The organism is Maricaulis sp. D1M11, assembly GCF_047308265.1.
Taxonomy (GTDB): domain Bacteria; phylum Pseudomonadota; class Alphaproteobacteria; order Caulobacterales; family Maricaulaceae; genus Maricaulis.
Genome location: NZ_JBKQWY010000001.1, coordinates 540,402 through 562,715, shown reverse-complemented (window position 1 = coordinate 562,715; position 22,314 = coordinate 540,402). Strand labels below are relative to the sequence as shown.

General features: G+C 60.4%; 20 protein-coding genes. 7 read left to right on the top strand and 13 right to left on the bottom strand.

Annotation, left to right across the window (positions count from 1 at the left end; all coding sequences use genetic code 11):
• Positions 1-44: 44 nt before the first annotated feature.
• The 5 genes from RMQ97_RS02675 to RMQ97_RS02655 are packed head-to-tail and all read left to right on the top strand — an operon-like array spanning position 45 to position 3,678.
• Positions 45-656 (top strand): TetR/AcrR family transcriptional regulator, encoded by a 612-nt coding sequence (locus tag RMQ97_RS02675; protein WP_413659285.1) that lies wholly within the window; start codon positions 45-47, stop codon positions 654-656.
• Positions 653-1,423 carry an enoyl-CoA hydratase/isomerase family protein gene (locus tag RMQ97_RS02670; protein ID WP_413659284.1) on the top strand — a complete coding sequence of 257 codons (771 nt, stop codon included), beginning with the start codon at positions 653-655 and terminating at the stop codon, positions 1,421-1,423. Before RMQ97_RS02675 ends, RMQ97_RS02670 begins: the two co-directional genes overlap by 4 nt.
• A gap of 1 nt (position 1,424) precedes the next feature.
• The gene (locus RMQ97_RS02665; RefSeq protein ID WP_413659283.1) at positions 1,425-2,924 is read left to right on the top strand and encodes a class I adenylate-forming enzyme family protein; all 1,500 of its coding nucleotides are present in this window, start codon (positions 1,425-1,427) and stop codon (positions 2,922-2,924) included.
• The gene (locus RMQ97_RS02660) at positions 2,921-3,289 is read left to right on the top strand and encodes a MaoC/PaaZ C-terminal domain-containing protein (protein ID WP_413659282.1); all 369 of its coding nucleotides are present in this window, start codon (positions 2,921-2,923) and stop codon (positions 3,287-3,289) included. Before RMQ97_RS02665 ends, RMQ97_RS02660 begins: the two co-directional genes overlap by 4 nt.
• Positions 3,286-3,678: a phosphate acetyltransferase gene (locus tag RMQ97_RS02655; protein WP_413659281.1), complete on the top strand. Its 393-nt coding sequence runs from the start codon at positions 3,286-3,288 to the stop codon at positions 3,676-3,678. Before RMQ97_RS02660 ends, RMQ97_RS02655 begins: the two co-directional genes overlap by 4 nt.
• Positions 3,679-3,804: 126 nt before the next feature.
• On the opposite strand, the gene ppa is transcribed toward RMQ97_RS02655, so the two are convergent.
• The 3 genes from ppa to RMQ97_RS02640 form a co-directional block, all read right to left on the bottom strand.
• Positions 3,805-4,332 carry an inorganic diphosphatase gene (ppa, locus tag RMQ97_RS02650; RefSeq protein WP_413659280.1) on the bottom strand — a complete coding sequence of 176 codons (528 nt, stop codon included), beginning with the start codon at positions 4,330-4,332 and terminating at the stop codon, positions 3,805-3,807.
• Positions 4,333-4,451: 119 nt separating this feature from the next.
• Positions 4,452-8,990 (bottom strand): glutamate synthase large subunit, encoded by a 4,539-nt coding sequence (gltB, locus tag RMQ97_RS02645; RefSeq protein ID WP_413659279.1) that lies wholly within the window; start codon positions 8,988-8,990, stop codon positions 4,452-4,454.
• On the bottom strand, positions 8,987-10,417 hold the full coding sequence (locus RMQ97_RS02640; protein WP_413659278.1) for an NAD(P)-dependent oxidoreductase: 1,431 nt from the start codon (positions 10,415-10,417) through the stop codon (positions 8,987-8,989). Before RMQ97_RS02640 ends, gltB begins: the two co-directional genes overlap by 4 nt.
• 429 nt (positions 10,418-10,846) lie before the next feature.
• Between RMQ97_RS02640 and hemN the strand changes: the two genes are divergently transcribed.
• Together hemN and RMQ97_RS02630 are read left to right on the top strand one after the other, a co-directional pair.
• Complete coding sequence (gene hemN / locus RMQ97_RS02635) at positions 10,847-12,178, top strand: oxygen-independent coproporphyrinogen III oxidase (protein ID WP_413659277.1); 1,332 nt, start codon at positions 10,847-10,849, stop codon at positions 12,176-12,178.
• Between the two features lie 71 nt (positions 12,179-12,249).
• Complete coding sequence (locus tag RMQ97_RS02630) at positions 12,250-12,927, top strand: GntR family transcriptional regulator (RefSeq protein ID WP_413659276.1); 678 nt, start codon at positions 12,250-12,252, stop codon at positions 12,925-12,927.
• Here the strand turns inward: RMQ97_RS02630 and RMQ97_RS02625 are convergent.
• The 10 genes from RMQ97_RS02625 to RMQ97_RS02580 form a co-directional block, all read right to left on the bottom strand.
• Positions 12,924-13,922, bottom strand: a complete 999-nt coding sequence (locus RMQ97_RS02625) for a 4-hydroxyproline epimerase (protein ID WP_413659275.1) — start codon at positions 13,920-13,922, stop codon at positions 12,924-12,926. The two genes, RMQ97_RS02630 and RMQ97_RS02625, sit on opposite strands and share 4 nt — an antisense overlap.
• Before the next feature lie 5 nt (positions 13,923-13,927).
• Positions 13,928-14,839, bottom strand: a complete 912-nt coding sequence (locus RMQ97_RS02620) for a dihydrodipicolinate synthase family protein (RefSeq protein WP_413659274.1) — start codon at positions 14,837-14,839, stop codon at positions 13,928-13,930.
• Between the two features lie 455 nt (positions 14,840-15,294).
• Positions 15,295-16,188, bottom strand: a complete 894-nt coding sequence (locus RMQ97_RS02615; RefSeq protein ID WP_413659273.1) for a peptidase — start codon at positions 16,186-16,188, stop codon at positions 15,295-15,297.
• Positions 16,189-16,298: 110 nt separating this feature from the next.
• A complete protein-coding gene (locus tag RMQ97_RS02610; protein ID WP_413659272.1) occupies positions 16,299-17,168 on the bottom strand; it encodes an ATP-binding protein in 870 nt (289 codons plus the stop codon).
• Positions 17,168-18,373: a PP2C family protein-serine/threonine phosphatase gene (locus RMQ97_RS02605; RefSeq protein ID WP_413659271.1), complete on the bottom strand. Its 1,206-nt coding sequence runs from the start codon at positions 18,371-18,373 to the stop codon at positions 17,168-17,170. Before RMQ97_RS02605 ends, RMQ97_RS02610 begins: the two co-directional genes overlap by 1 nt.
• An 11-nt stretch (positions 18,374-18,384) precedes the next feature.
• Positions 18,385-18,690: an STAS domain-containing protein gene (locus tag RMQ97_RS02600; protein WP_413659270.1), complete on the bottom strand. Its 306-nt coding sequence runs from the start codon at positions 18,688-18,690 to the stop codon at positions 18,385-18,387.
• Positions 18,691-18,700: 10 nt separating this feature from the next.
• Entirely contained in the window at positions 18,701-19,744 is a 1,044-nt protein-coding gene (locus RMQ97_RS02595) for a methyl-accepting chemotaxis protein (protein WP_413659269.1), read from the bottom strand.
• 17 nt (positions 19,745-19,761) lie between these two features.
• Positions 19,762-20,820, bottom strand: a complete 1,059-nt coding sequence (locus RMQ97_RS02590; RefSeq protein ID WP_413659268.1) for a protein-glutamate methylesterase/protein-glutamine glutaminase — start codon at positions 20,818-20,820, stop codon at positions 19,762-19,764.
• The gene (locus RMQ97_RS02585) at positions 20,817-21,443 is read right to left on the bottom strand and encodes a chemotaxis protein CheD (RefSeq protein WP_413659267.1); all 627 of its coding nucleotides are present in this window, start codon (positions 21,441-21,443) and stop codon (positions 20,817-20,819) included. The genes RMQ97_RS02590 and RMQ97_RS02585 overlap by 4 nt, the downstream gene beginning before the upstream one ends.
• On the bottom strand, positions 21,443-22,303 hold the full coding sequence (locus RMQ97_RS02580) for a CheR family methyltransferase (RefSeq protein ID WP_413659266.1): 861 nt from the start codon (positions 22,301-22,303) through the stop codon (positions 21,443-21,445). Before RMQ97_RS02580 ends, RMQ97_RS02585 begins: the two co-directional genes overlap by 1 nt.
• Positions 22,304-22,314: the final 11 nt, after the last annotated feature.

Below are 22,314 nucleotides of genomic sequence, written 5' to 3'. Positions count from 1 at the left end.
GACCGGTTCTTGCATTGCGCCCCATTTTGTGAAAACTGAATCATATGTCAACTTTGAAGACGACCGAAACGAATAAAATCCCGAAAACCGCCCGCGGCGTCCGGACTCGGAACAAGCTGCTGGAAGCGGCTGAATGGGAGTTTGGGAGCAAGGGTTTCTATGAAACCTCGATTGGGGAGATTACACGCCGCGCCGAAGTCGCGCTGGGCACATTCTATGTGTATTTCGAATCCAAGGATGAGATCTTCCGCGCCCTGGTTGGGCATATGAGCCGCATGACGCGACAATGGGTGGCGGAACACGCGGCTGAGGCCAAGGACCGTATCGAAGCGGAAGAGCTGGGCCTGTCCTCCTTCATCGACTTCGTGCGTCAACACCAGAACCTCTACCGCATCATCATGGAAGCCCAGTTTGTGGCGCCGGATGCCTATCGCGAACACTATGAAAACTTTGCCGAAGGCTATCGACGCAATCTGACCGAGGCGGCCAAGCGCGGCGAGATTTCCGAAGGTGATGTGGATGTGCGCGCCTGGTCGCTGATCGGCATGAGTGTGTTCCTGGGCCTGCGGTTCGGGGTCTGGGACGAAGACGCCCAGGCCAGCGAAATTGCCGAGCGTGCCGTTGACCTGATCGGACAGGGGCTCAAACCGCGATGACGATCACAACCGCCCCCCTTGTTGAAATCACGCAGCGCGGTGACATCGCCTGGATCACCCTGGCGCGATCGCCCCGTGCCAATGCCCTGGTTCCGGATCTGCTGGATGCGGTATCTGCCGCGCTCGACACCGCCACATCCTCGGGCGCCCGGGCGGTGGTGCTGACCGGCAAGGGCCAGGTTTTCTCTGCAGGGGGCGATGTGCGCGAATTCCGCGAGCGCATCGGACGACCCGCCGAGCTACACGTCTATTCCGCACGCCTGGTGGGCCTGCTCAATGAGGTTATTCTCAAACTCCACACCCTGCCCGTCCCGACGGTCTGCGGCATGAATGGGGCCCTGACCGGAGGATCCCTAGGACTGGCGCTGGCGTGTGATGTTCGCGTCCTGCACGAACAGGCCTGGATCCAGCCCTATTATGCCCAGATGGGTTTTGCTCCGGATGGGGGATGGACGGCCCTTCTGCCTGCCTTTGTGGCCGCAGCAGACGCACGAAGCTGGATTGCCCGCGACGAAAAACGCAATGCCGGTCGCCTCGCCCGGATGGGATTGGGCGAAGGTCCCGTCAGTGACGCGCATTTCCATGACCGCGTTCAGGATGAAGCCGAGCGCCTGGCCCATCACGACGCTGCTACGCTCATCACAGCACGCCGGCTGCTTGGCCCGCCGGATCTGGCCCACCGGCTGGAGGCCGAACGCGAGGCTTTTCTGGATCTGGTTCAACGCTCGGATACTCACCAACGGATGATCAGCTTCGTGGACGGCTAAGATGAAATTCCTCACCGATTTCATGGCGCGACGCGCCCACATCACCCCGGATGCTCCGGCCTTCCACACTGTGGAAACCGGGCAGATCCTGACCTATGCCCAGCTGGACCAGCGTATCGGTCAGGCCACGCATCTGCTTAAGGCGAAAGGCTTAGCGCCCGGGGACAGGCTGGCGATCCTGTGCCGAAATCGAGTGGAGTTTTTCGAGCTTTTGTTTGCGTGTGCCCGCATCGGGGCGATCCTCGTTCCCCTGAACTGGCGCATGCCCGCTACGGAACTGGCGGGGCTGCTGGAGGATTGCTCACCGACCCTCCTGGCCTATGGCCGGGAGGATGCGGACACCGCGTCCGCCTGCCTCAACACTGATATCCGCGGCCTGGACCTGGAACAGGCCTATCCCGCCGCCCGCGATGCGTCGCCCGTCGATCCAGGCCGTCTGTCCTGGCCCGCCGATGAGTGCTGGTATCTGATCTATACGTCCGGCACGACCGGCCGTCCCAAGGGCGTGATCCAGACCTATGGCATGGCCGTGATCAATGCGATCAATATCGGTCAGGCGATCGGCCTGCGTGTCGGGGATAGTACCCTGAACTTCCTGCCTCTCTTCCACACGGCCGGGATTAATCTCCATACCCTGCCGGTGTTGTTCAATGGCGGGCTCGTCCACGTCCTGCCCGGCTTTGACGCCGACGCGCTCCTCGGCCTGGTCAATACGGGTCAGCTGGACGTATTTATCGGCGTTCCGGCCGTGTATCGTGAACTCAGCCTGCATCCCCGTTTCCCTGCGACCGATCTGACCCGTGTCCGCAACTGGGCCTGTGGTGGCGCGCCCCTGCCCGATAATCTGGTGCGCACCTTCGCGGATCACGGTGCGCGGGTGTGTAATGGATTTGGCATGACCGAAACCGGTCCCACCGCCTTCCTGTCCGACCCGGATCATGTGCTCACCAAGATCGGTTCAGTCGGCAAGGCCCAGGTGATGATCAATGTTCGGATTGCCGGTCCGGATGATCGTGAATTACCGCAAGGCGACACCGGCGAGATCCAGTTCCAGGGCCCCGGACTGACACCAGGCTACTGGCATCGCCCTGACGAGACCGAGAAACTCTACACGGCGGATGGCTGGCTTAAATCGGGTGATCTGGGCCGCATGGACGAGGACGGTTATTGCTTTGTCGCGGGACGGATCAAGGAGATGTACATCTCCGGCGGCGAAAACGTCTATCCGGCCGAGGTCGAGAATATCCTCGAAGCCCATCCCGGCATTCGCGAGGCGGCAGTCATCGGCGTCCCTGATGAAAAATGGGGCGAGGTTGGATGCGCCTGCCTGATCCTGATGGACGGGGTGGCGCTGGACGAGACGGAGATCCGCACCTGGTGCCGAGATCATCTCGCCGCCTTCAAAGTCCCCCGATACGTTCTGTTCCTCGATGATTTCCCGCGCACCGCCGCCGGAAAAGTCCAGAAACATCTTCTCCCCAGACCCGAGCTTGTATCGTGACCCGCGCCACTTTGAACAAGACCTTCACCCAGGCGGATTTTGACGCCTTCGCCGAGCTGTCCGGCGATAACAACCCCATACATGTTGATCCGGTTTTTGCCGGCACGACCCGCTTCGGCAAGACCGTCGCACACGGCGCCCTGCTCTGTGCCGTCCTGCGCGGTGTCGTGGAGGAATTGGTGCCCGGCGGTCGTCAGCTGAGCCAGGAAACCATGTATCCGGCCCCCTCGCCTGTGGGTGAACCGCTGCAGTTTTCTGCCGAGATCACCGCCGTGCAGGCCGACACGGTCCAGCTCGACCTCATGATCACCCGGTTGAATGACCAGACCATCACCTGCCGCGGCAAGACGGAGCTCGCCCGATGACACCGCTCGCCCTGGGCCAGAGCGCCCGACGCACCCGTATGTTCTCCGACACAGACAGCGCACGTTTCGCCGCGCTGACCGGCGCGCCGGTCCCGCAGGATGTGGTGCCCGAGGCCCTGATCAATGCCATGTTCTCCGACCTGCTGGGCGTGGACCTGCCCGGGCGGGGCACCAATTATCTCAAACAGGAAACCGTGTTTCACCGGGCGGTCCGGCCAGGCGAAACGCTGACGGCCGACGTCGCCATCACCCAGCTCCGTCCGGAAAAATTCCTGGTTGATCTGGAGACCACTTGCCGGTCCGACACGGGTGATATCGTCGCCAGCGGTCGCGCACTGGTCTATGTGAAGGATGTTCAGGGCGCCTTCAGCACGCCGGAAACGGCCTGACCTGAACGCTTTGAAACGCGCGCGACAGATCGACCCTCACCGCAGCACTGGCCCTCACTGCAGGATCAAACAAAAAACCCGCTGACCGGGGTCAGCGGGTTCTGTCATTTCAATCCAGCGGATGGATTATTTTTGCGCGCGCTCGATCGCTTCCATGATCAGCTGCTGCGCCTTCTCCGCGCCTTCCCAGCCGGTGACTTTCACCCACTTGTTCGGCTCCAGATCCTTGTAGTGTTCAAAGAAATGGCCAATGCGAGCGATCAGCGCCTTTTGAACATCGGTATAGTCGCGAATGTCATCATACATCGCTGAGATCTTGCTGTGCGGCGCTGCCAGGATTTTCTCGTCCAGACCGCTTTCATCTTCCATCATCAGCACGCCGATCGGACGGGCACGGACAACACAGCCCGGCACCAGGGTCGTCTGGCCCAAAACCATCACATCAATCGGGTCACCGTCATCGGACAGGGTGTGCGGCATGAATCCGTAATTACACGGATAGCGCATCGGCGTGTGCAGGAAGCGGTCGACAAATACCGTCCCCGAATCCTTGTCCATTTCATATTTCACCGGCTCGCCACCCACCGGCACTTCGATGATCACATTGATATCTTCCGGCGGATTTTCACCGAGCGAGATCTTGTCGATGCGCATGTCCCTGATCCTTCCAAGACAAGACGGGCCCGTTGTTCAAACAGGCGGGGCCGATCACCTAGCGCGTAATCGGCCCCTAACCAATGCCTCTATTGCAGTGCAGCAGGTGAACTTTGGTCTCAAGCCGTCTTCTGCTCATCCCAGGCCAGGTCCCGCCCGCCGGACCGGCTCATTTCTTCCTGACCGCGCAGGTGCACGAAGTCTGTGCGGACCCGGTTCCAGTCATCCAGCAGTGCGCGGCCGCGTGCCGAGCCGGTTTCAACCACATGTCGTTCGATCAAGGCCTTACAGCGGATCTCTGCATCACCCGCCAGCGGCAATTGGGTCACTGTCTCTCGATTGAGTCGCTCACCAAGGCGATCCGACGGATCATAAATAAAGGCGTCACCCCCGGTCATGCCGGCAGCGAAGTTATCGCCCACATCCCCCAGAATGACCGCGATGCCACCGGTCATGTATTCACATCCATTGGTCCCGCAGCCCTCGACAACCGTGATGGCGCCCGAATTGCGAACCGCGAAACGCTGCCCGGCCCGGCCGGATGCAAATAATGATCCGGAACTTGCACCATACAGGCATGTATTGCCGATAATCGCGCTCTGAGCCGCACGGGCCTCGCTGGCCTTGAACGGACGCAGCACAAGCGTGGCACCGGACAGACCTTTGCCGACATAATCATTGGCGTCGCCATCGACCTCGATCCGCAAGCCCCGGGCGGCAAACGCCCCGAGCGACTGACCGGCCGACCCACGCAGTCTGAGGGTCAACTGATGCGGTGCCAGGCCGTCCTCACCGAACCGCTGGATGATTTCCGAACTCGTGCGTGTGCCCACCGCCCGGTCGGTATTGCGCACCGAGTAGTCGAGCTGCATTTTTTCGCGTCGTTCAAAGACCGCTGCCGCATCTTTGAGGATCTGCTCGTCCAGGGCCGGGACCACATCATTGCGCTGGACCCGGGTTGACCGGACCGGGCGGTCAGCCCCATCGGCGCGAGCCATGATGGCGGCCAGGTCCAGATCGTCCAGAGCTCCGGAGCCCCGGGAGACCTGGGCCAGAAGATCGGACCGGCCGATGACATCTTCCAGCGACGTTGCACCGATATCCGCCAGAATCTGGCGCACATCATCAGCCAGGAAGGTCATCAGATTGACGACGTGATCGGGGATGCCATGGAAGCGGTCGCGCAGGGCCTCATCCTGGGTGCATACGCCGACCGGACAGGTGTTGGAATGACACTGACGCACCATCAAACAGCCCAGCGCGATGAGCGCTGTCGTACCGATGCCGAACTCCTCAGCGCCCAGCATGGCAGCCATGACAATGTCCCGCCCGGTCCGAATGCCACCGTCCGCGCGCAGAGTCACCCGGTCACGCAAACCATTGAGCGAGAGCATTTGATGGGCTTCGGCCAGCCCCAATTCCAGCGGACCACCGGCAAACTTGATGGATGTCAGCGCGGCTGCACCCGTGCCTCCGACCGAACCGGAGATATTGATGATATCTGCCTTGGCCTTGGCGACACCGGCCGCCACCGCGCCCACACCGGCCGACGCCACGAGCTTCACGCCGACCCGCGCTGTCGGATTGATCTGTTTGAGATCATAGATCAGCTGGGCGAGGTCCTCGATCGAATAGATATCATGGTGCGGCGGAGGTGAAATCAGCGGCACCCCCGGCGTGGAATGTCGCATGCGGGCGATGAACTCGGTCACCTTGAAACCCGGCAATTGCCCGCCTTCGCCCGGCTTGGCGCCCTGGGCCACTTTGATCTCGAACTCACGGCATTCATTGAGATAACGCGCGGTCACGCCAAACCGGCCCGAGGCGATCTGTTTCACCGCCGAATTCATATTGTCGCCATTGGGCAAGGGCTTGTAGCGAACCGGATCCTCACCCCCCTCACCCGAGACGGATTTGGCGCCGATCCGGTTCATCGCCACGTTCAGCGCGCCGTGTGCTTCCGGGGACAAGGCCCCCAGCGACATGCCCGGTGTGACAAAACGCTGGCGGATGGCGTTGATGGATTCCACCTCGCTCAGCGGCTGGGCATTGCCCAGGGAGCGGAAATCCATCAGATCGCGCAGGTGAACCGGCCCCTGCGCAAGCAGACCATCGCGATACTTGCCCCAGGCGATCGGATCATTCTGGCGAACCGCCTGTTGCACGTTGGAGATTGCATCCGATGTCAGCGCATGATGCTCGGCCGAGGCCCGCTGACGATAAAAACCACCGATCGACAGAACGGGACGGCCGCTCCACGCTTCGCGATGCAGATCAATGGTGCGCCGCTCCAGACCAGGCAGGCCAATGCCGGAGATCCGGCTCACCACGCCGGGCAGATATCGGTCCACCAAAGCGCGAGACAGGCCGATGACTTCGAAATTACAGCCTCCGCGATAGGAGGAGATCACGGAAATGCCCATCTTGGACATAATCTTCAGGAGACCGGCATCAAAGGCCGCCTTCATCCGCTTGGCCGTCTCGCGACGTTTGAGATCGTTTTGACCATTGCGGCAATTGACGGTCTCGAATGCGAGATAGGGGTTCACGGTGGTCGCGCCCAGCCCGATCAGGACAGCGGCATAATGCGGGTCGAAACACTCGGCGGACCGAATATTCAACGAGCAGGAATTGCGCAGCCCCTTGCGGACGAGATGCGCATGAACCGCCCCCGCAACGAGGATCATCGGCAAGGCGGCGCGTTTTTCATCCTGGCGATGATCCGTCAGCACTAGATGGGTCGCCCCGTCACTGACCGCGATCTCGGCCTCTTCGAGAATGTGTTCGATGGCCTCGCCCATGGCCGCGCCATCGCCACTGGCGACAGACACATCGAGCAGGCAGTCAATATCCTTGACCGCGCCGCCCAGATAATCGCGCCAGCGCTGATACATGCCATTGGTGAGGATCGGACTGTCGAGCACCAGGACATCCGCCTGGGTTTCGTCCTGGGCCAGGATATTGCCGAGATTGCGAAAACGGGTCTTCAGACCCATCACCCGCCCCTCGCGCAGAGGATCGATCGGTGGATTGGTGACTTGGCTGAATCCCTGACGGAAGAAGTGCGACATGGGCCGCGACTGTTCCGACAGAACCGCCAGCGGAGTGTCATCGCCCATGGACCCCACGGCTTCCTTGCCGTCAGCCGCCATCGCATCGATCACCAACTCAATGCTTTCAAACGTGAAACCGGCCGCAATCTGGCGACGCGTCATACTGTCTTCGGTGAACGCCTGATCTTCGGTGCCCGGCCCGATGACCGATTCGATGTCGCGCATCTCGGTCAGCCAGTCCTCATAGGCATGCGCCTCGGACAATTGATCCAGGATCTCGTGGGGGCGGTAGAATTTGCCATCCTTGAGATCGAGAGCAATCAGACGCCCCGGGGTCACATCACCGCGCTCACACACACGATCAGGATCGATCGGCGCCATGCCCGTTTCAGACCCGACCACCAGCAGACCATCAGTGGTGACGCTGTAGCGCATCGGCCGCAGACCATTGCGGTCCAGACCGGCAATCGCCCAGCGCCCGTCATAGGCGGCCACCGCAGCGGGGCCGTCCCACGGTTCCATAACGGCATTGCAATACTCATAGAGCGCCTGCCATTTGGCAGGGATCACACCTGTGCGTTTCGACCAGGCCTCGGGGATGAGCAATGTCTTGGCCATCGGCGCGGACCGTCCGGCGCGCACGAGAACCTCGAAAGTCTGGTCAAGCGCCGCACTGTCTGAACTGCCCGGCTGGATTACCGGTTTCACATCGTCTTCTGCACCGGCAAAGGCCGTGGCCGCCATGACAATCTCATGGCTCTTCATCCAGTTGATATTGCCCCGGATTGTGTTGATCTCGCCATTATGCGCCAGCATGCGGAAGGGCTGGGCCAGACGCCATTCCGGGAAGGTATTGGTGGAATAACGCTGGTGGAAAATGGCAAAGGGCGACACGAATTCCGGATCCGCTAGGTCCAGATAGAAGCGGTCAATATCCTGGGCCAGGAACAGGCCTTTGTAGATGATATCATCCGAGGAGAGCGAACAGATATAGAGATCCTGAAGCCCTTCTTCCCGGGCGCGGCGTTCGATCCGGCGTCGAATGATGTACAGGATCTGGCTGATGGTTTCCTTGTCGCGTCCTTGAGGGTCGCGCAGCAGGACCTGCTCGATCTCGGGGCGTGTGGCACGCGCCTTCTCACCAAGAACCGACAGGTCGACCGGTGGTTGCCGCCAGCCATAAAACTGGAAACCCTCGTGCAAGATTTCCGCCTCGATGATCGAGCGTGCACGCTCGCGGGCCGCAAAATCTGTCCGCGGCAGGAAGACCATGCCGACGATCACATCACCCGATTCCGGTTCATGGCCCGTACGCGCCACCGCCTTGCGGAAAAACGCCTGCGGCACGCCGACACGCAGACCCGCGCCATCACCGGTACGGCCATCCGCATCAATCGCGCCGCGGTGCCAGACCGCCTTGAGCGCATCAATGGCCAGCGTCACGATTTCCCGGCGGGCCTCGCCCTTGATATCGGCGACAAGCCCGACACCACAGGCATCCCGTTCGCTCAACGGATCATAGAGCCCTGTCTCTTCGAGATAGGTCAGCGCCGCCTTGTGGCGCGCGGGATTCCAGTTCGAGTTCGGCTTGGCTGTCTGGCTCATTCGGCAGCTCCCAGAACCTGCATGCGATTGTCAATGTAAGCGGTGATGGACCGCGCCGCGTCCTGGCCATCGCGCATGGCCCAGACGACCAGGGAAGCCCCGCGATAGATGTCCCCCGCGACAAACACCCCGTCCAGAGCGGTCATGAGCGTATCGGCATCCGCCTCGACGGTACCCCAGCGCGAGACTTCCAGTCCGGGTGCGTCGAACATCACCGGCAGGTCTTCCGGTGAAAAGCCTAGCGCCGAGATCACCATGTCCGCCGGTTCGTCATACACATCACCCTCGATGGCCACCGGCGAACGGCGTCCTGACGCATCGGGATCGCCCAGTTTCATGCGCTGGACGCGGACCGCGCTGACAGCATCACCCTTGGTCAGAACAGCCTGCGGCGCAGAGAGCCAGACGAACTCGACTCCCTCTTCCTCGGCGTGGTTCACCTCGCGGGCAGAACCGGGCATGTTTTCCCGGTCCCGGCGATAAAGACACTTCACCGACTTGGCGCCCTGGCGGATGGCCGTACGCACGCAATCCATCGCCGTATCGCCCCCGCCGATCACCACAACATTGCGGCCGCTGGCGGACAGGGCATCCAGGCTGGACGAGTCGATCGTGTCACCCAGACCGGTTCGATTGGACTGGGTCAGATAATCCAGGGCCTGGATCACACTACCCTCTCCCGCGCCCGGACAGGCGAGCTGGCGCGCCTTGTACACACCGGTTGCGATCAGGATGGATGAGTGCTGGGCCCGGAGCTCCTCCAGGCTGGCATCGCGGCCGACCTCAAAGTTCAGGCGGAACTCGACACCCGCCTCCTTCAACCGCTCCACCCGGCGCGCAACGACAGACTTGTCGAGCTTGAAGCCGGGAATCCCATAGATGAGCAATCCGCCGACGCGGTCATACCGATCATACACCGTGACAGCGATACCCGCTTCCCGCAGGCGTTCAGCCGCTGCCAGCCCGGCAGGCCCAGCGCCGATAATGCCCACAGAGGCGCCCCGGTCGGGTCCGATACGGACCGGTTCGACCCAGCCCTCGGCCCAGGCGGTCTCGGTGATGTATTGTTCCACGGATCCAATAGTCACGGCGCCATGACCGGACTGTTCGATCACACACGCTCCTTCGCACAAACGGTCCTGCGGACAGATGCGACCACACACTTCCGGCATGGTGGACGTGGCCGAGGAGACCAGATAGGCCTCGCGCATGCGGCCTTCAGCCGCCAGTTTCAACCAGTCGGGAATATTGTTCTGGAGCGGGCAACCGCTCTGACAGAATGGTACACCGCACTGGGAACACCGTGAGGCCTGGGATTTGGCCGGACCATCCTCGAACGGATTATAGATCTCGGCAAAATCCGTGCGACGCTCCGCTTCGCTGCGCTTGTCCGGACGAGACTGGTCCGTATCGATAAATCTCAGCACACCGCACCTCCTCTTGCGACATCATTCCCGGCGAGCCGGAAACAGGGATACTCAAGCGCACCCTCGTCTCCCCGACCGGGTGTGTCCTGAACATCAGATTTTGCCGGTAAGTCGTGACGGCCGCATCCCGCCCGATCGTCAGGCGATGCGCCAGTCCCGGCTGCTGCGGCGCAACACAGAGCGACGCGGCACCTTCTTCCTTCGAAGGGCGCTTATACTCATCCATTCTGGAATTGTGTGTCAAGTCGGGCGCAAAAGCCGCCATTTTATTGCGCCAGCAGGCATGCCCTTCAATTCAAGGCGAAATTCTCTGTCTTCAGCGATAAATGCTGCCATGCACAAATATGTGGCAGTTTGCCCTGCGGCGCCTTGCCACCCTGACCGCTCCGGCACGGATTGATAAGACCCTAGAAAAATAGGGATTATCGCATGCTGGATCCGGTTCTGCTCCGTCACGCCAAAACCAACACACCGCGCTATACAAGTTTTCCAACGGCGCCCCATTTCTCGGACCTGACGCCGGACACCTATGCGCATTGGCTGGCCGACATTCCGGATGATGACGCGATCTCGCTGTATCTGCACATCCCTTATTGTCGCGACATGTGCTGGTATTGCGGCTGTTCCACGCGTGCGACCCGCAACACGGCACCGCTGGAACGTTATGCAGACCTGCTGGAACAGGAGATCCGGCGCGTCGCGAATCATGTCGGACGTCGACAACCTGTGGCCCACCTGCACTGGGGTGGCGGCACACCGACCTATCTGCCCCAGCCCCGCCTTGAAGCCCTCAGCGCGCTGCTGGAGGCGCACTTTAACATTCTTCCCGACGCCGAGCGCGCCATTGAAATTGATCCGCGTGTCTGTGATGAGACCCTGGTGGACAGTCTCGCCGCCACCGGTATCAACAGGGCAAGCCTGGGCGTTCAGAGTTTCGCCCCGCATGTGCAAAAGGCGATCAACCGGGTCCAAGACTTTGAAACCACACAAACCTGCGCCAAGCGCTTGCGCGAAAGAGGCATTCAGAGCCTCAGTCTCGACCTGCTCTATGGCCTGCCACGTCAGACCCTGACCGATTGCCGGGACACCGTCTTGCAGGCACTGGAACTTGACCCGGACCGGCTCTCGGTTTTTGGCTACGCCCACGTGCCTCAGATCCGCAAGCATCAGAATTTGATCCAAGCCGACGACCTACCCAGCGCCGAAGCCCGGATCGAACAGGCCTGGCTGATCGCCAAAACACTGGAGAATGCCGGCTATGTGGCCATCGGCATCGATCACTATGCCCGCGCCGATGATGACATGGCCATCCAGCTTCGTGAGGGCCGGTTGAACCGCAATTTCCAGGGCTATACGACAGACCGCGCCCAGACGCTGATCGGACTGGGGGCGAGTGCCATCGGTCGTCTGCCCCGGGGCTTTGTTCAAAACACTCCGGATGTCGCGACATGGTCCCGGGCAATCGAGCAGGGTCAGCTGGCCACTGCGCGCGGGCACGCCCTGGACCAAGATGACGAATGCAGGGCTGCCATCATCGAGCGGTTGATGTGCGACCTTGAAGCTGACCTTCCCGCCTTGCGCGCACGATTTGGCGAGCTGCCGGAGGCTGATCTGGACGATCTGGTCGCAGACGGCATTGTGCAGATCGATGAAAGCGCTATTCGCATATCCCCCGATTACCGAATGCTGGCCCGCAATGTGGCTGCGCGCTTTGACAATCGGCTGGGCCAGGGCCCGGCTCGACACTCGCGCTCGGTGTAGTGAGCACGCTGACTTCCTGTCAGCGTATTTTATGGTTACCCTGAGCCACTTGATTCAGCTACGGAACACTCATGCGCGCCTTTTCGGACCCGGTTCAAAAGACGACCATCGTCGACACGCTCGCCCAGAAGCTGCGGGACCGTATTCTCCACAATGAGATCGAGGCCGGAACTCAGTTGCGGCAGGAGGCCCTGGCCGAGGCTTTTGGTGTCAGTCGCATGCCCGTCCGCGAAGCCCTTCGCCAGCTGGAATCGGAAGGTCTGGTGATTTTCCACCCGCATCGCGGGGCGGTGGTCAGCGCGATGTCTGTGGATGAAGCGACGGAGTTGTTCGACCTGCGCCAACTGGTCGAACCCCACCTGTTCCACCATGCCTGCCTCAATGCGACGCCGGAACAAATCGTGCAGGCCTCAAAAGCGCTGGCCGTGGTCAACGAGGCCTATACCAATGGAGAACGCGACAGCTGGGGCATCGCCAACTGGACCTATCACAAGGCCTTGTACGCCGGCGCAGCACGTCCGCTGACACTGGAACTGGTCGAAAACCTCAATCGCAAGATTGACCGATATGTCCGGATCCAACTCTCCGCGCGTCCCGAGGCGCTGATCCAGGCCAAGAAGGACCATGAGGCCCTGTATGACTGCCTCTCCCGCGGTGATGCGGACCAAGGTCGCTCGACGATGGCGGCCCACATTCGTTTTGCCGCCGAGGATCTGCTGGGCACCATGACCGCGGACAACGCGGGCTAGCTGAGCTGAAACCCGTCCCGGAACGGGTCCCGGTCATCCACGAAAATCGTGTTGATGCCTGTTTGTACCGCCCATCCCCGAATGCTCGGACGTATGGCCGGCTGCCCACCCAGACTATCGGCCGCCTCGACACGACCATGAAAGAGCGAGCCAATGACGCTCTCATGGATGAATTCATCCCCCACCCGCAGATCACCGCGCGCCTCAAGCTGCGCCATCCGCGCGCTCGTGCCCGTGCCGCACGGCGAGCGGTCAATCGCACGTTCACCGTAAAATACGGCGTTACGGGCGTGGGCTCCCTCAACGGTCGGCGCTCCGGTCCACATGACATGGCTCACGCCATGAACCGTAGCATCATCGGGATGGACACACTCGGCCGCCGCCCCGGCTGCCGCCCGAATGGCCGGACTCATGCTGACAAGTTGTGACGGTGTGTAATCCGCGAGGTCCCGATAGCCGTCCTGTGACTCGATGATCGCATAGAAATTCCCCCCATAGGCGATATCGACAGTCAGTCGACCCAGCTCGGGGGAGTGGATCTCAACGGCTTTATGCGCCAGAAAGCTTGTGACATTGAAAATGCGAACACCGGCCACATGCGCGCCATCCCATTCAATGTCCGCTCGGATCTGCCCCGCGGGCGTGTCCAGAATGATCTGGTTGCGATCACGCACCTGGATCAGACCATTCTCGAGCGCGAGGGTCACGGCACCGATCGTTCCATGACCACACATCGGCAAACATCCCGATGTTTCGACAAAAAGAATGGACGCATCAGCATTGGGTGAACACGCCGGATAAAAGATCGCCCCCGACATCATATCGTGACCGCGCGGCTCGAACATCAGGGCTGTGCGAATCCAGTCGTGATGCGCCAGGAAATCCTGACGCTTCTCGCTCATGGTTCGTCCCTTCAGGACCGGCCCCCCACCTGCGATAACCCTGACCGGATTACCTCCGGTATGTCCGTCCAGACATAAAAACGTATGACGCATAAAGCCTACTCGGCGGCGATCAGACTTGGCCGCGTGTCACGCGCGGTTTCGACCATGCGGATGACATCCGCACGCCTTTGCCCGCTCAACTCCATACGCGGCATGCGTACGCGCTCACTCCCGCGCCCCATGACAGCCTCGGACAGTTTGATGGACTGGACCAGATCATGGTCCGCATCGAGATGAAGAAGCGGCATGAACCAGCGATAGATCGCGCGGGCCTCGTCAAGTCGCCCGGCCTGAACCGCATCCCACAGCGCGATGGATTCACGCGGGAAGGCATTGGTGAGACCGGACACCCAGCCCTCGGCACCGAGCAGCAAGCCTTCCAGCGCGATATCATCCAGTCCGGCAAAGACCTGATAGCGGTCGCCACAGGCATTGAGAATGTCTGTAATCCGCCGGCTGTCGGGTGCGCTTTCCTTGATCGTCCGCAGAGTGGGCACATCCGCCAGTCTCTGCAGACTTTCGATAGAGAGGCTGACCCGATAGGCGGGCGGATTATTGTACAACATGATCGGCAGATCCGAGGCTGCGGCGACCAGGCGGAAATGAGCCTCCAGCTCGGCTTCGCTCGGCACATAGACCATGGCCGGCAGCACCATGGCCCCATCAGCGCCAATGCTCTGCGCGTCACGAATGTATTCAGAGGCGAGCTCGGTCGTCAGTTCTGACACGCCGGTGACGACAGGGACCCGCCCGGACACCGCCTCAACCACAGCGGCCAGCACCTGGCGTTTCTCTTCGGCACGCAAGGAATTATTCTCGCCGACTGTGCCCATGGCGATAACGCCGTGGACACCATCTTCCACCAACATGTTCACCACGGACTGGGTCGCGTCCAGATCAACGGCATAACCTGCATCGAATTGCGTTGTGGCTGCGGGAAAAACACCCCGCCAGGTAGTTTGGCTCATATCGCTATCCTTCGACCCGCATCACCAATATTGGATCCAATATACATTCCCAGCTCAACTCGACAAGGCTGGCCCTCATCACACGAATTATACGTGCCCGACCAAAGACATGGCCGATCGCAACACGTGGACCGTGAGGGGATATGGCACAAAGGGAGCACAAAGCAACAAGATTAACCTCTGCCGACCCAGCGGAGAGGATAACTTGAGTGTCTTATGGATTTGAAAGGTCCTGGTGTCGGCCGCCACCAGGGAAGTTCAATCCACAGAGTCGCGATACCCGTCGGCATCCGCGATCTCCATGCTGCACTGCACTCAGCGACGGTCAAGCAACGGCCGACGGTCCACCGTCAAACAACGGATTATGCCTGTTTAGGTCATAAAACTGCTCAGACCGAAGCAAAAAGGGGGATCAACATTGTTGATCCCCCTCTCAATCTCAGACCGAAGAGCACTTACTGGCTGTAGAGCTCGGATATGTGGAGGTTGGCATTCGCGCCACCGCCCTGGCTATAGGAGCCGACCCAGATGTCGTAAACACCAGACTGGGGATTGTCGAACCGCAGAGACGGGTTCGTGCCACTGCCGCCGTCATCATTGCAATACCAGCGACCATCCGGACCATTCACCATCAATGTGGTGTCGGAATTGGAGGCAACGGAGAGAATGAGCGGCAAGCTGCCCGCTGAAAAGGAGAGTTCATAGTCCGGCGCGCTCGCGACCCAGCCGTTACACCCGCTCGCCACATCGCTGGCGCGGTTCCCGCCACCCGATGTCATGTTGACAACATAAGGGTCCGGAGAGAAACCCGCGCTCAGACGACGGGATCCATAGGTAGCGGGGAGCGACATATCCACGCCGGAATAACCACCGCCCGATGAATAGCTGGCTGTTTGGCCCAGCTCGGAGATGGACAACGTGGCATCCGCATAATCGCCTTCGCTATAGGATCCGATCCAGATGTCGTAGAGACCGGATTGCGGGCTGCCAAAAGTAATTTCCGGGTTCAGGCCATCACCGCCATCATCATCGCAATACCAGCGACCATCCGGCCCATTGATGACCAGTGTCGTGTCTGAATTGCTGTCGGCGGCGATCGTCAGCGGGAGCGAGCCCGCTCCATAATACAGGTCGAAATCCGGCGCACGCGCCACCCAACCCCGGCAGTTTCCACCAAGATTGCGGGCATTGATCGTTCCGCCGGAGGTGATGTTGACGGTGTAGGGATCAGGCGTGAAGCCGACATCCAGACTGACACTCCCAAAAGCCGGCGCGGCCCCCGGATCCTGTGCAAGACCCGCCGCGGTTACGGCAATCGCAGCCACAGCCGCAAGATAGACAGTTTTCATGGTGTCCCCAGTTCTGTTCCTCTGTCCCGACCCCCTGAGAAGGAGATCCTGGGAGAAACTAAACGGACTCGGGCATGAACTCGAAGTGAATTCTGACCTCTAATGTCGATTTATTGGGCCGCCTGGTCTGGAGTTTTTGTATCCGTAACCAGTATGGCTTCAACAATATTACCCGTGCCCATATAAGTGACACTATCGAACGCCAGGTCACGTGCCAGTGCTATTCCGCGTCCACGATAGCCCGCTGTCGGCATATCACGACCGAGCAGGGCTTCATGGTCAAACCCCGGACCGTCATCCTGGATGGTGATGGAGATCATTCTGTGACCTCGGGAAAAGGATACGATGACCTCGCGGTCTGCATAGAGCGGCATTTCCAGTCGATCCTCGATTTCCCGACGCCATCCCCCATTCATCAAGAGTTCCTGCTTATACGAGCCGGTAATCTCCAGATTGCCGTGCTCGACGGCATTGATAAGCAATTCCTGGAGCCCGACCGCCACCATGTCGGAGCGTGGGCAGGCCAGGGCCAGCATCGTGGCCAGATTGCGGGCTTCTTCCAGGGTACGCAGGCTGAACTTGCCCGATTGAATGGTCCCGATTGCACTCTTGCGCTGAGCCACTTCACGGCGCAGGCCCGAGACCTGATGCTGGAAGTCCCGCGCGGCCCGATAGACGGATGTCAGCGTTTCAAGGCTGACCGTATCAGGCAAAGCGAAGTCGGCATCCGTCCACGATTTGTGATCGGCCGCCAGGATGATCAGCTGACACGCTTCACCGTTTTCTGACGGGAGCTGATCGCGAAGCGACAAGTGAGCATCGTCCAGAATAATGATATCCAGATCGACATGCCCGCCTGGCCAGTCACCCATGATGACATGCAACCCGTCGGCCTGGGCGAGACGGTTTAACGCGTCTATACGCGTCTGATCGGACAGACCCAGCCAGATCGCGTGTTTTGACATGCCGGGGCGCGTCATCAGGCCGACTCCCGTTGGAGCAAAAGCAGAGTCAGGTCATCGGACAGATCCTCGGTCCGGGCGCCAAAACGCGTCGAGAGAATACGATCCATGAAATGCTCGCTGCCACCCTTTTCGAGCAATTCGCGTACAAGGTCCGCCACATCACCCGGCTCCAGACAGGCCAGCGGGTCGTTGAAGTCCTCAACCAGGGCGTCGGAATACAAAAACAGGCTGTCGCCGGGATCAAGCGTCACACTGCGGCGCTCATACGTGGCCACGGAAGAACACCCCAGCAGAAGCCCGGAAGATTCCAGCACGTCCACCTGGCCATCCCCACGCACCAGAACCGGCTGAGGCGCGGCACTTGCGGCGTAGTCCAGCCGGGACGCGGTGCGGTCAAAAACCCCGTAAAACGCGGTCGCAAAGTGTCCGACATGTAGGATATCGCACAAGCGGCGGTTCAAGGCTTCGAGCCAGGAGGACGGATCGTCCCGGCATTCCACCTGTTCGGAGGCAATCATATGAACGCGGAACGCATTGATGGCTGCAGACACACCATGTCCGGACAGGTCCAGCATGAACAGGCTGAACCGGTCCTCATCAACCGGGAAGATCTGCCACAGATCACCGCCCAGGCTGTTGGACGCCTTGTAGTAGCTCTGCAAACGACAGGCGCGCTCCCGGACGATACGATCGACGTGTTCAGAGGTCGGCAAGAGCTCAAGCTGCATGGATTCGGCCATGCCCAGCTCGTCCTGCATGCGCCTGTGATAGGTCTCCAGACTATCGATCAGGCGCCGTCTTTCCAGGTGGAGCTTGACCCGCGAGAGGAGTTCCTTGGCATTGATCGGCTTGGTGATGATATCGGTCGCGCCGTCATCAAACACTCTGAGGCGCTGATCAGCCTCCTGCAGCCCCGATTGCACGATAATTGGCACATTCAGCCGGTGGTCTTCGCGCACTTCCCGACACACGGCATAGCCGTCCTTGTTGGGCATGATCAGATCGAGCACCACAAGATCAGGAGACAGCTCACCGATCGCCGCCATCGCCTCGATACCGTCAGCGGCATAGTGCAGGTCGTTGTAACCCGCCGCGGACAGGACAGACCCGATCAGCATGCGGGAGGAGTGCAGATCGTCAACGATCAGGATGCGCGCATCCTCTGTGACGATACTGTCCATCAGCGCACCACTGTCCGAAATCGCTGCCTTGTCAGTCATGCGCCCGACCCCTAGCTCGAAACCGGGATCAGCTGATCGACCTTGGACAGTTCGATGACCTTGGCCACAGTCCCTGTGACACCGATCAAGCGAAGGCTTTTGCCCCCTTTGCTCGCCCGGTCATTCATCAAAAGCAGCATGCCGATACCTGCGGAATCGATCATCTTGAGACCGGCCAGGTCCAGCACGAGTTCGCTTGCATCATGCCCGGTCAGCTCGCGAACGACGCTCTTGAACTTGTCGTGATCGTCAAAGGTCAGAACACCGCGCAACTGACACACGGCCTGCCCGCCCTGGGATTCAATCGTAAATTCCATTTTGCCCTCTCTAGAACAATTCGATTCCATTTTCGGTGTCGGATTCTGCTGGAGCGGCCGCATCGGACACACCCAGCAATTCCCGCTCAAACCGGCGTCGAACCTCAAACAAGTCTATTCCTGCAACTATTGATTCTGAAAGAGCCGAACACGCATCTTCGTCCGTCATGCTTTCAGCTCCCTGTTCCAAAAAGGTTGAGATCGCCGCAAACGCCTTGGCGATCGCCTCGGAGCGCTGCTTCATACGGTCCTGAAACTGCATGCTGGTCACAAGCTGATTGATGTCGGCAGCAATCGACTGGGCGATCTGCGACGAATCCCCCAGGGCCAGCTCGATCTCGGTATTGCGGTTGACCAACGCCTCGAGCAATCTTTCCAGGTGGGCGCGCGCATCGATCTGACGGGTCAGGTCCATGGCCCCGATTTCGCTCATCTTGTGATACTCGTCGCGAATCTGTCCGATCACAGCCTGGATCTTGCCTGTCACAGCACCGATCGAGCGGCGCATGCGTTCGGCCAGGGAATCGATCCGCTTGGACAGGACATGCATTTCCGTAGACACAACCTGGAAACCCCGCGCGGCCGTGCCTGCTCGCCCGGCCTCGATCTGGGCATTCAGGGATAATAGACGAGTCTGGCGATTGATCGCCTCGATCTCGCTGATACACGCACCCAGCTCGTCAACCTCTTCCAAAATCTCGTCGAGGGCATAGATCAGTTCCACACCCTGTTTGGAGAGCACCAGGATACGTTCGGTAACATCTTCCAGCGTCTCCTGGAGAATGGCCGGCAACCGCGTCAGTTCGATCTCTTCGCCATTATGCTCAAGTCGGGTAATCTGTTTGAGCAGGGTGCGCAGACGCTCATCCTGGGCATCCGTACTGCCGGTCAGGCGCGTGAAGAGTTCGGACAGGCGCTGGGCCTCGACCTCCACATCTCCGACCGTTTCCAGCAGGATATCGTTTGCACTGCGGATGGTGGCAATGATCAGGGTCGCGAAATGCGAGACCGGTTCAGCCGCCACAGCCTCTTCGCGTTGGGTATCACCGCTCATCGGTCCTGCCTCTCCCATCAGATACGCACCGCCGGGCTGCGTTTGGCCGCCAGGGCCAGCAAACGCGCTGGCAGGGCTTGGTCTGCCATCTCTTCCATGACCGCACCGGCCTCCTGCGCCGCGCGCGGCATGCCATAGACCAGGGCGCTGTCCTCATTCTGTCCCAGCGTATGGGCGCCGGCCTGCCGCATTTCCAGGAGACCGTCGGCGCCATCACGTCCCATGCCGGTCAGGATGACGCCAATGGCGTTGGCCCCACAGGCCCGGGCGACCGAGCGGAACATGACATCCACCGAGGGTTTATGGCCGCTCACCGCCGGCCCGTCGTCCAGATGACAAACAAAATCAGCCCCGGATCGTTTGAGCACCAGATGCCGATCCCCCGGCGCAATAACGACCTGTCCCGGTCGAAGACGACGACCGGTTTCGGCCTCACTCACGGCGAGGGCCACGTTTTGATCCAGGCGCGCGGCAAAGTTTGCAGTGAATTTTGGCGGCATGTGCTGGGTGATGACGATGCCCGGGGCATCGGCGGGCAAGGCCGCGATCAAACGACCCAGGACTTCCACACCGCCGGTCGATGCACCCAGAGCAATAACTGCCTCCGAGGTTTTCAGCCCCAGAGGCGCGACCTGTTTGAGCTCACTACGGACCGTCGTACGACGCACCTTGGCGCGGGCAGCAGCCCGCACTTTTGCAATCATGTCCTCGGCCATGGCATCCAGTCCGGCTGCCAGATCCAGCGAAGGCTTGGTGATAAAATCAACCGCCCCCAGCTCGAGCGAGCGTAATGTCGTCTCCGTCCCGGCCTGGGTCAGGGAGGACAGCATTACAACCGGCATCGGACGCAAGGTCATGATCTTTTCCAGAAAACTCACCCCGTCCATTTTTGGCATTTCGACATCCAGCGTGAGAACGTCCGGGTTGAGCTGCTTGATCAGAGCGCGCGCCTGCATGGGATCAGACGCTGTTGCCACCACCTGAATATCGGATGCGCGATTGAGAATAGCCGGAATGACATCGCGCATGAGCGCGCTGTCATCGACAACCAGAACACGGATGGGCTGACCGGTCATGCCCCGTCCTCCGTGTCAAAAAGTTCGATAGAGCCGGTCTCCCGGCGCAGGGGAGGCGCAGCCCGCAGCTTCACCTCATTGCGTGCCAGCTCACCCACCGCATCGGACTTCAGCAGGCGACGCCAGACCTGACCCGTCTCCGGGTCAAAAACCACACGTCGGCCTCGATGCCCGCCCAGATCCTCGCTGATGACACGCAAGCCTTCATCGGCCACATACCGCCGCACAAACTCCGCATTGCGATCTCCGACACCGCGCATGCCCTGGACGACATTTCCGGCACCAAACAGCTTGCACTCCAGACGGTAGCGATCCGCACCGCGTGCCAGCAATGCATTGATCAGGGCCTCCATGGCATGATTGCCATAACGCAAGGCCAGGCTCGCCCCGCCCCATAGCCCGGCCTCGTCTTCGGGCAGCATGAAGTGATTGAGCCCGCCCAGACGGAGAACGGGATCATAGAGACAGGCAGCAACACACGAGCCCAGGACGGTGGCGATCAGCTCGTTGTCCTGCGGTCCTATATGCTGACCGCCGGGCAAAACCTTCACGACCCAGCGACCCGAAGCCGGATCGCGGTGCTGGTGCGCTTCTGTGGAAGACAGTTTCAGCGCCACGCCCATCAATCCGCCTCCCGACGGCGATACACCGTGCGCCCCGCGGACACAAAACCTGTCTCCCCACTGACCAGGCTTTCGGAATGGCCCATGAACAACAGGCCTGACGGCGTGAGCTGGTCGTGAAACCGCTGCAGCAAGCGCGTTTTGGTCGGAGTGTCGAAATAGATAGTCACATTGCGACAGAAGATGACGTCGAACAGCCCCTTCATCGGCCAGGGACCATGAAGGTTCAGCTTGTTGAATGTGATCAGTCCGCGCTCCAGTTCCGGCATGCCAATCTGTCCACCGACATGCTCAACCCGTTTTTGAGCCGGTGCATCCAGCGTGGTTTCAGCATTGGCAGGATAGAGACCGGCACGGGCGGTCGCGAGGACCTGGGTATCGATGTCCGTTGCCAGGATCTTGACGTCAGCGCGCGACATCAGGTCCCGAAAACGAGCCAGAACCAGGGCAATCGAATAGGGCTCCTCTCCCGAGGAACAGCCGGCACTCCAGATCCTCACGCGCTTGCGTCGCCCCATCCGGATCTCGTTCAGCCAAAGTGGCACCAGACTGTTGGCCAGATAGTCGAAATGATGGGATTCCCGGAAGAACCGTGTGTGATTGGTGGTCAGCGCATTGATCAGGACATTCTGTTCATTCTGACCGGACTCGCTTTCCAGCACTGCACGATAGGACTGGAAATCCCCCAGCCCCAGCGTTCGCAGGCGACGCGCGAGCCGGGCATAGACCAGCTCGCGTTTGTGATCGCCCAGCACGATGCCCGCCCGCCGATAGAGAAGATCAGAGATCGCCTGGAAGTCCGCATCGTTCATATCGAACTCGCGACGATCAGGATCCATCATTTGACGTTGCGCGGACATATCGGCACTCC

What these genes read in the sequence shown, in the direction of transcription:
- RMQ97_RS02590 (WP_413659268.1), bottom strand. Translation starts at nt 20,820, where the DNA reads ATGACCGGTCAGCCCATCCGTGTTCTGGTTGTCGATGACAGCGCGCTC.
- RMQ97_RS02615 (WP_413659273.1), bottom strand. Translation starts at nt 16,188, where the DNA reads ATGAAAACTGTCTATCTTGCGGCTGTGGCTGCGATTGCCGTAACCGCG.
- RMQ97_RS02595 (WP_413659269.1), bottom strand. Translation starts at nt 19,744, where the DNA reads ATGAGCGGTGATACCCAACGCGAAGAGGCTGTGGCGGCTGAACCGGTC.
- RMQ97_RS02630 (WP_413659276.1), top strand. Translation starts at nt 12,250, where the DNA reads ATGCGCGCCTTTTCGGACCCGGTTCAAAAGACGACCATCGTCGACACG.
- RMQ97_RS02665 (WP_413659283.1), top strand. Translation starts at nt 1,425, where the DNA reads ATGAAATTCCTCACCGATTTCATGGCGCGACGCGCCCACATCACCCCG.
- RMQ97_RS02625 (WP_413659275.1), bottom strand. Translation starts at nt 13,922, where the DNA reads ATGCGTCATACGTTTTTATGTCTGGACGGACATACCGGAGGTAATCCG.
- RMQ97_RS02670 (WP_413659284.1), top strand. Translation starts at nt 653, where the DNA reads ATGACGATCACAACCGCCCCCCTTGTTGAAATCACGCAGCGCGGTGAC.
- RMQ97_RS02610 (WP_413659272.1), bottom strand. Translation starts at nt 17,168, where the DNA reads ATGACGCGCCCCGGCATGTCAAAACACGCGATCTGGCTGGGTCTGTCC.
- ppa (WP_413659280.1), bottom strand. Translation starts at nt 4,332, where the DNA reads ATGCGCATCGACAAGATCTCGCTCGGTGAAAATCCGCCGGAAGATATC.
- hemN (WP_413659277.1), top strand. Translation starts at nt 10,847, where the DNA reads ATGCTGGATCCGGTTCTGCTCCGTCACGCCAAAACCAACACACCGCGC.
- RMQ97_RS02585 (WP_413659267.1), bottom strand. Translation starts at nt 21,443, where the DNA reads ATGGGCGTGGCGCTGAAACTGTCTTCCACAGAAGCGCACCAGCACCGC.
- RMQ97_RS02620 (WP_413659274.1), bottom strand. Translation starts at nt 14,839, where the DNA reads ATGAGCCAAACTACCTGGCGGGGTGTTTTTCCCGCAGCCACAACGCAA.
- RMQ97_RS02675 (WP_413659285.1), top strand. Translation starts at nt 45, where the DNA reads ATGTCAACTTTGAAGACGACCGAAACGAATAAAATCCCGAAAACCGCC.
- RMQ97_RS02580 (WP_413659266.1), bottom strand. Translation starts at nt 22,303, where the DNA reads ATGTCCGCGCAACGTCAAATGATGGATCCTGATCGTCGCGAGTTCGAT.
- gltB (WP_413659279.1), bottom strand. Translation starts at nt 8,990, where the DNA reads ATGAGCCAGACAGCCAAGCCGAACTCGAACTGGAATCCCGCGCGCCAC.
- RMQ97_RS02655 (WP_413659281.1), top strand. Translation starts at nt 3,286, where the DNA reads ATGACACCGCTCGCCCTGGGCCAGAGCGCCCGACGCACCCGTATGTTC.
- RMQ97_RS02605 (WP_413659271.1), bottom strand. Translation starts at nt 18,373, where the DNA reads ATGACTGACAAGGCAGCGATTTCGGACAGTGGTGCGCTGATGGACAGT.
- RMQ97_RS02600 (WP_413659270.1), bottom strand. Translation starts at nt 18,690, where the DNA reads ATGGAATTTACGATTGAATCCCAGGGCGGGCAGGCCGTGTGTCAGTTG.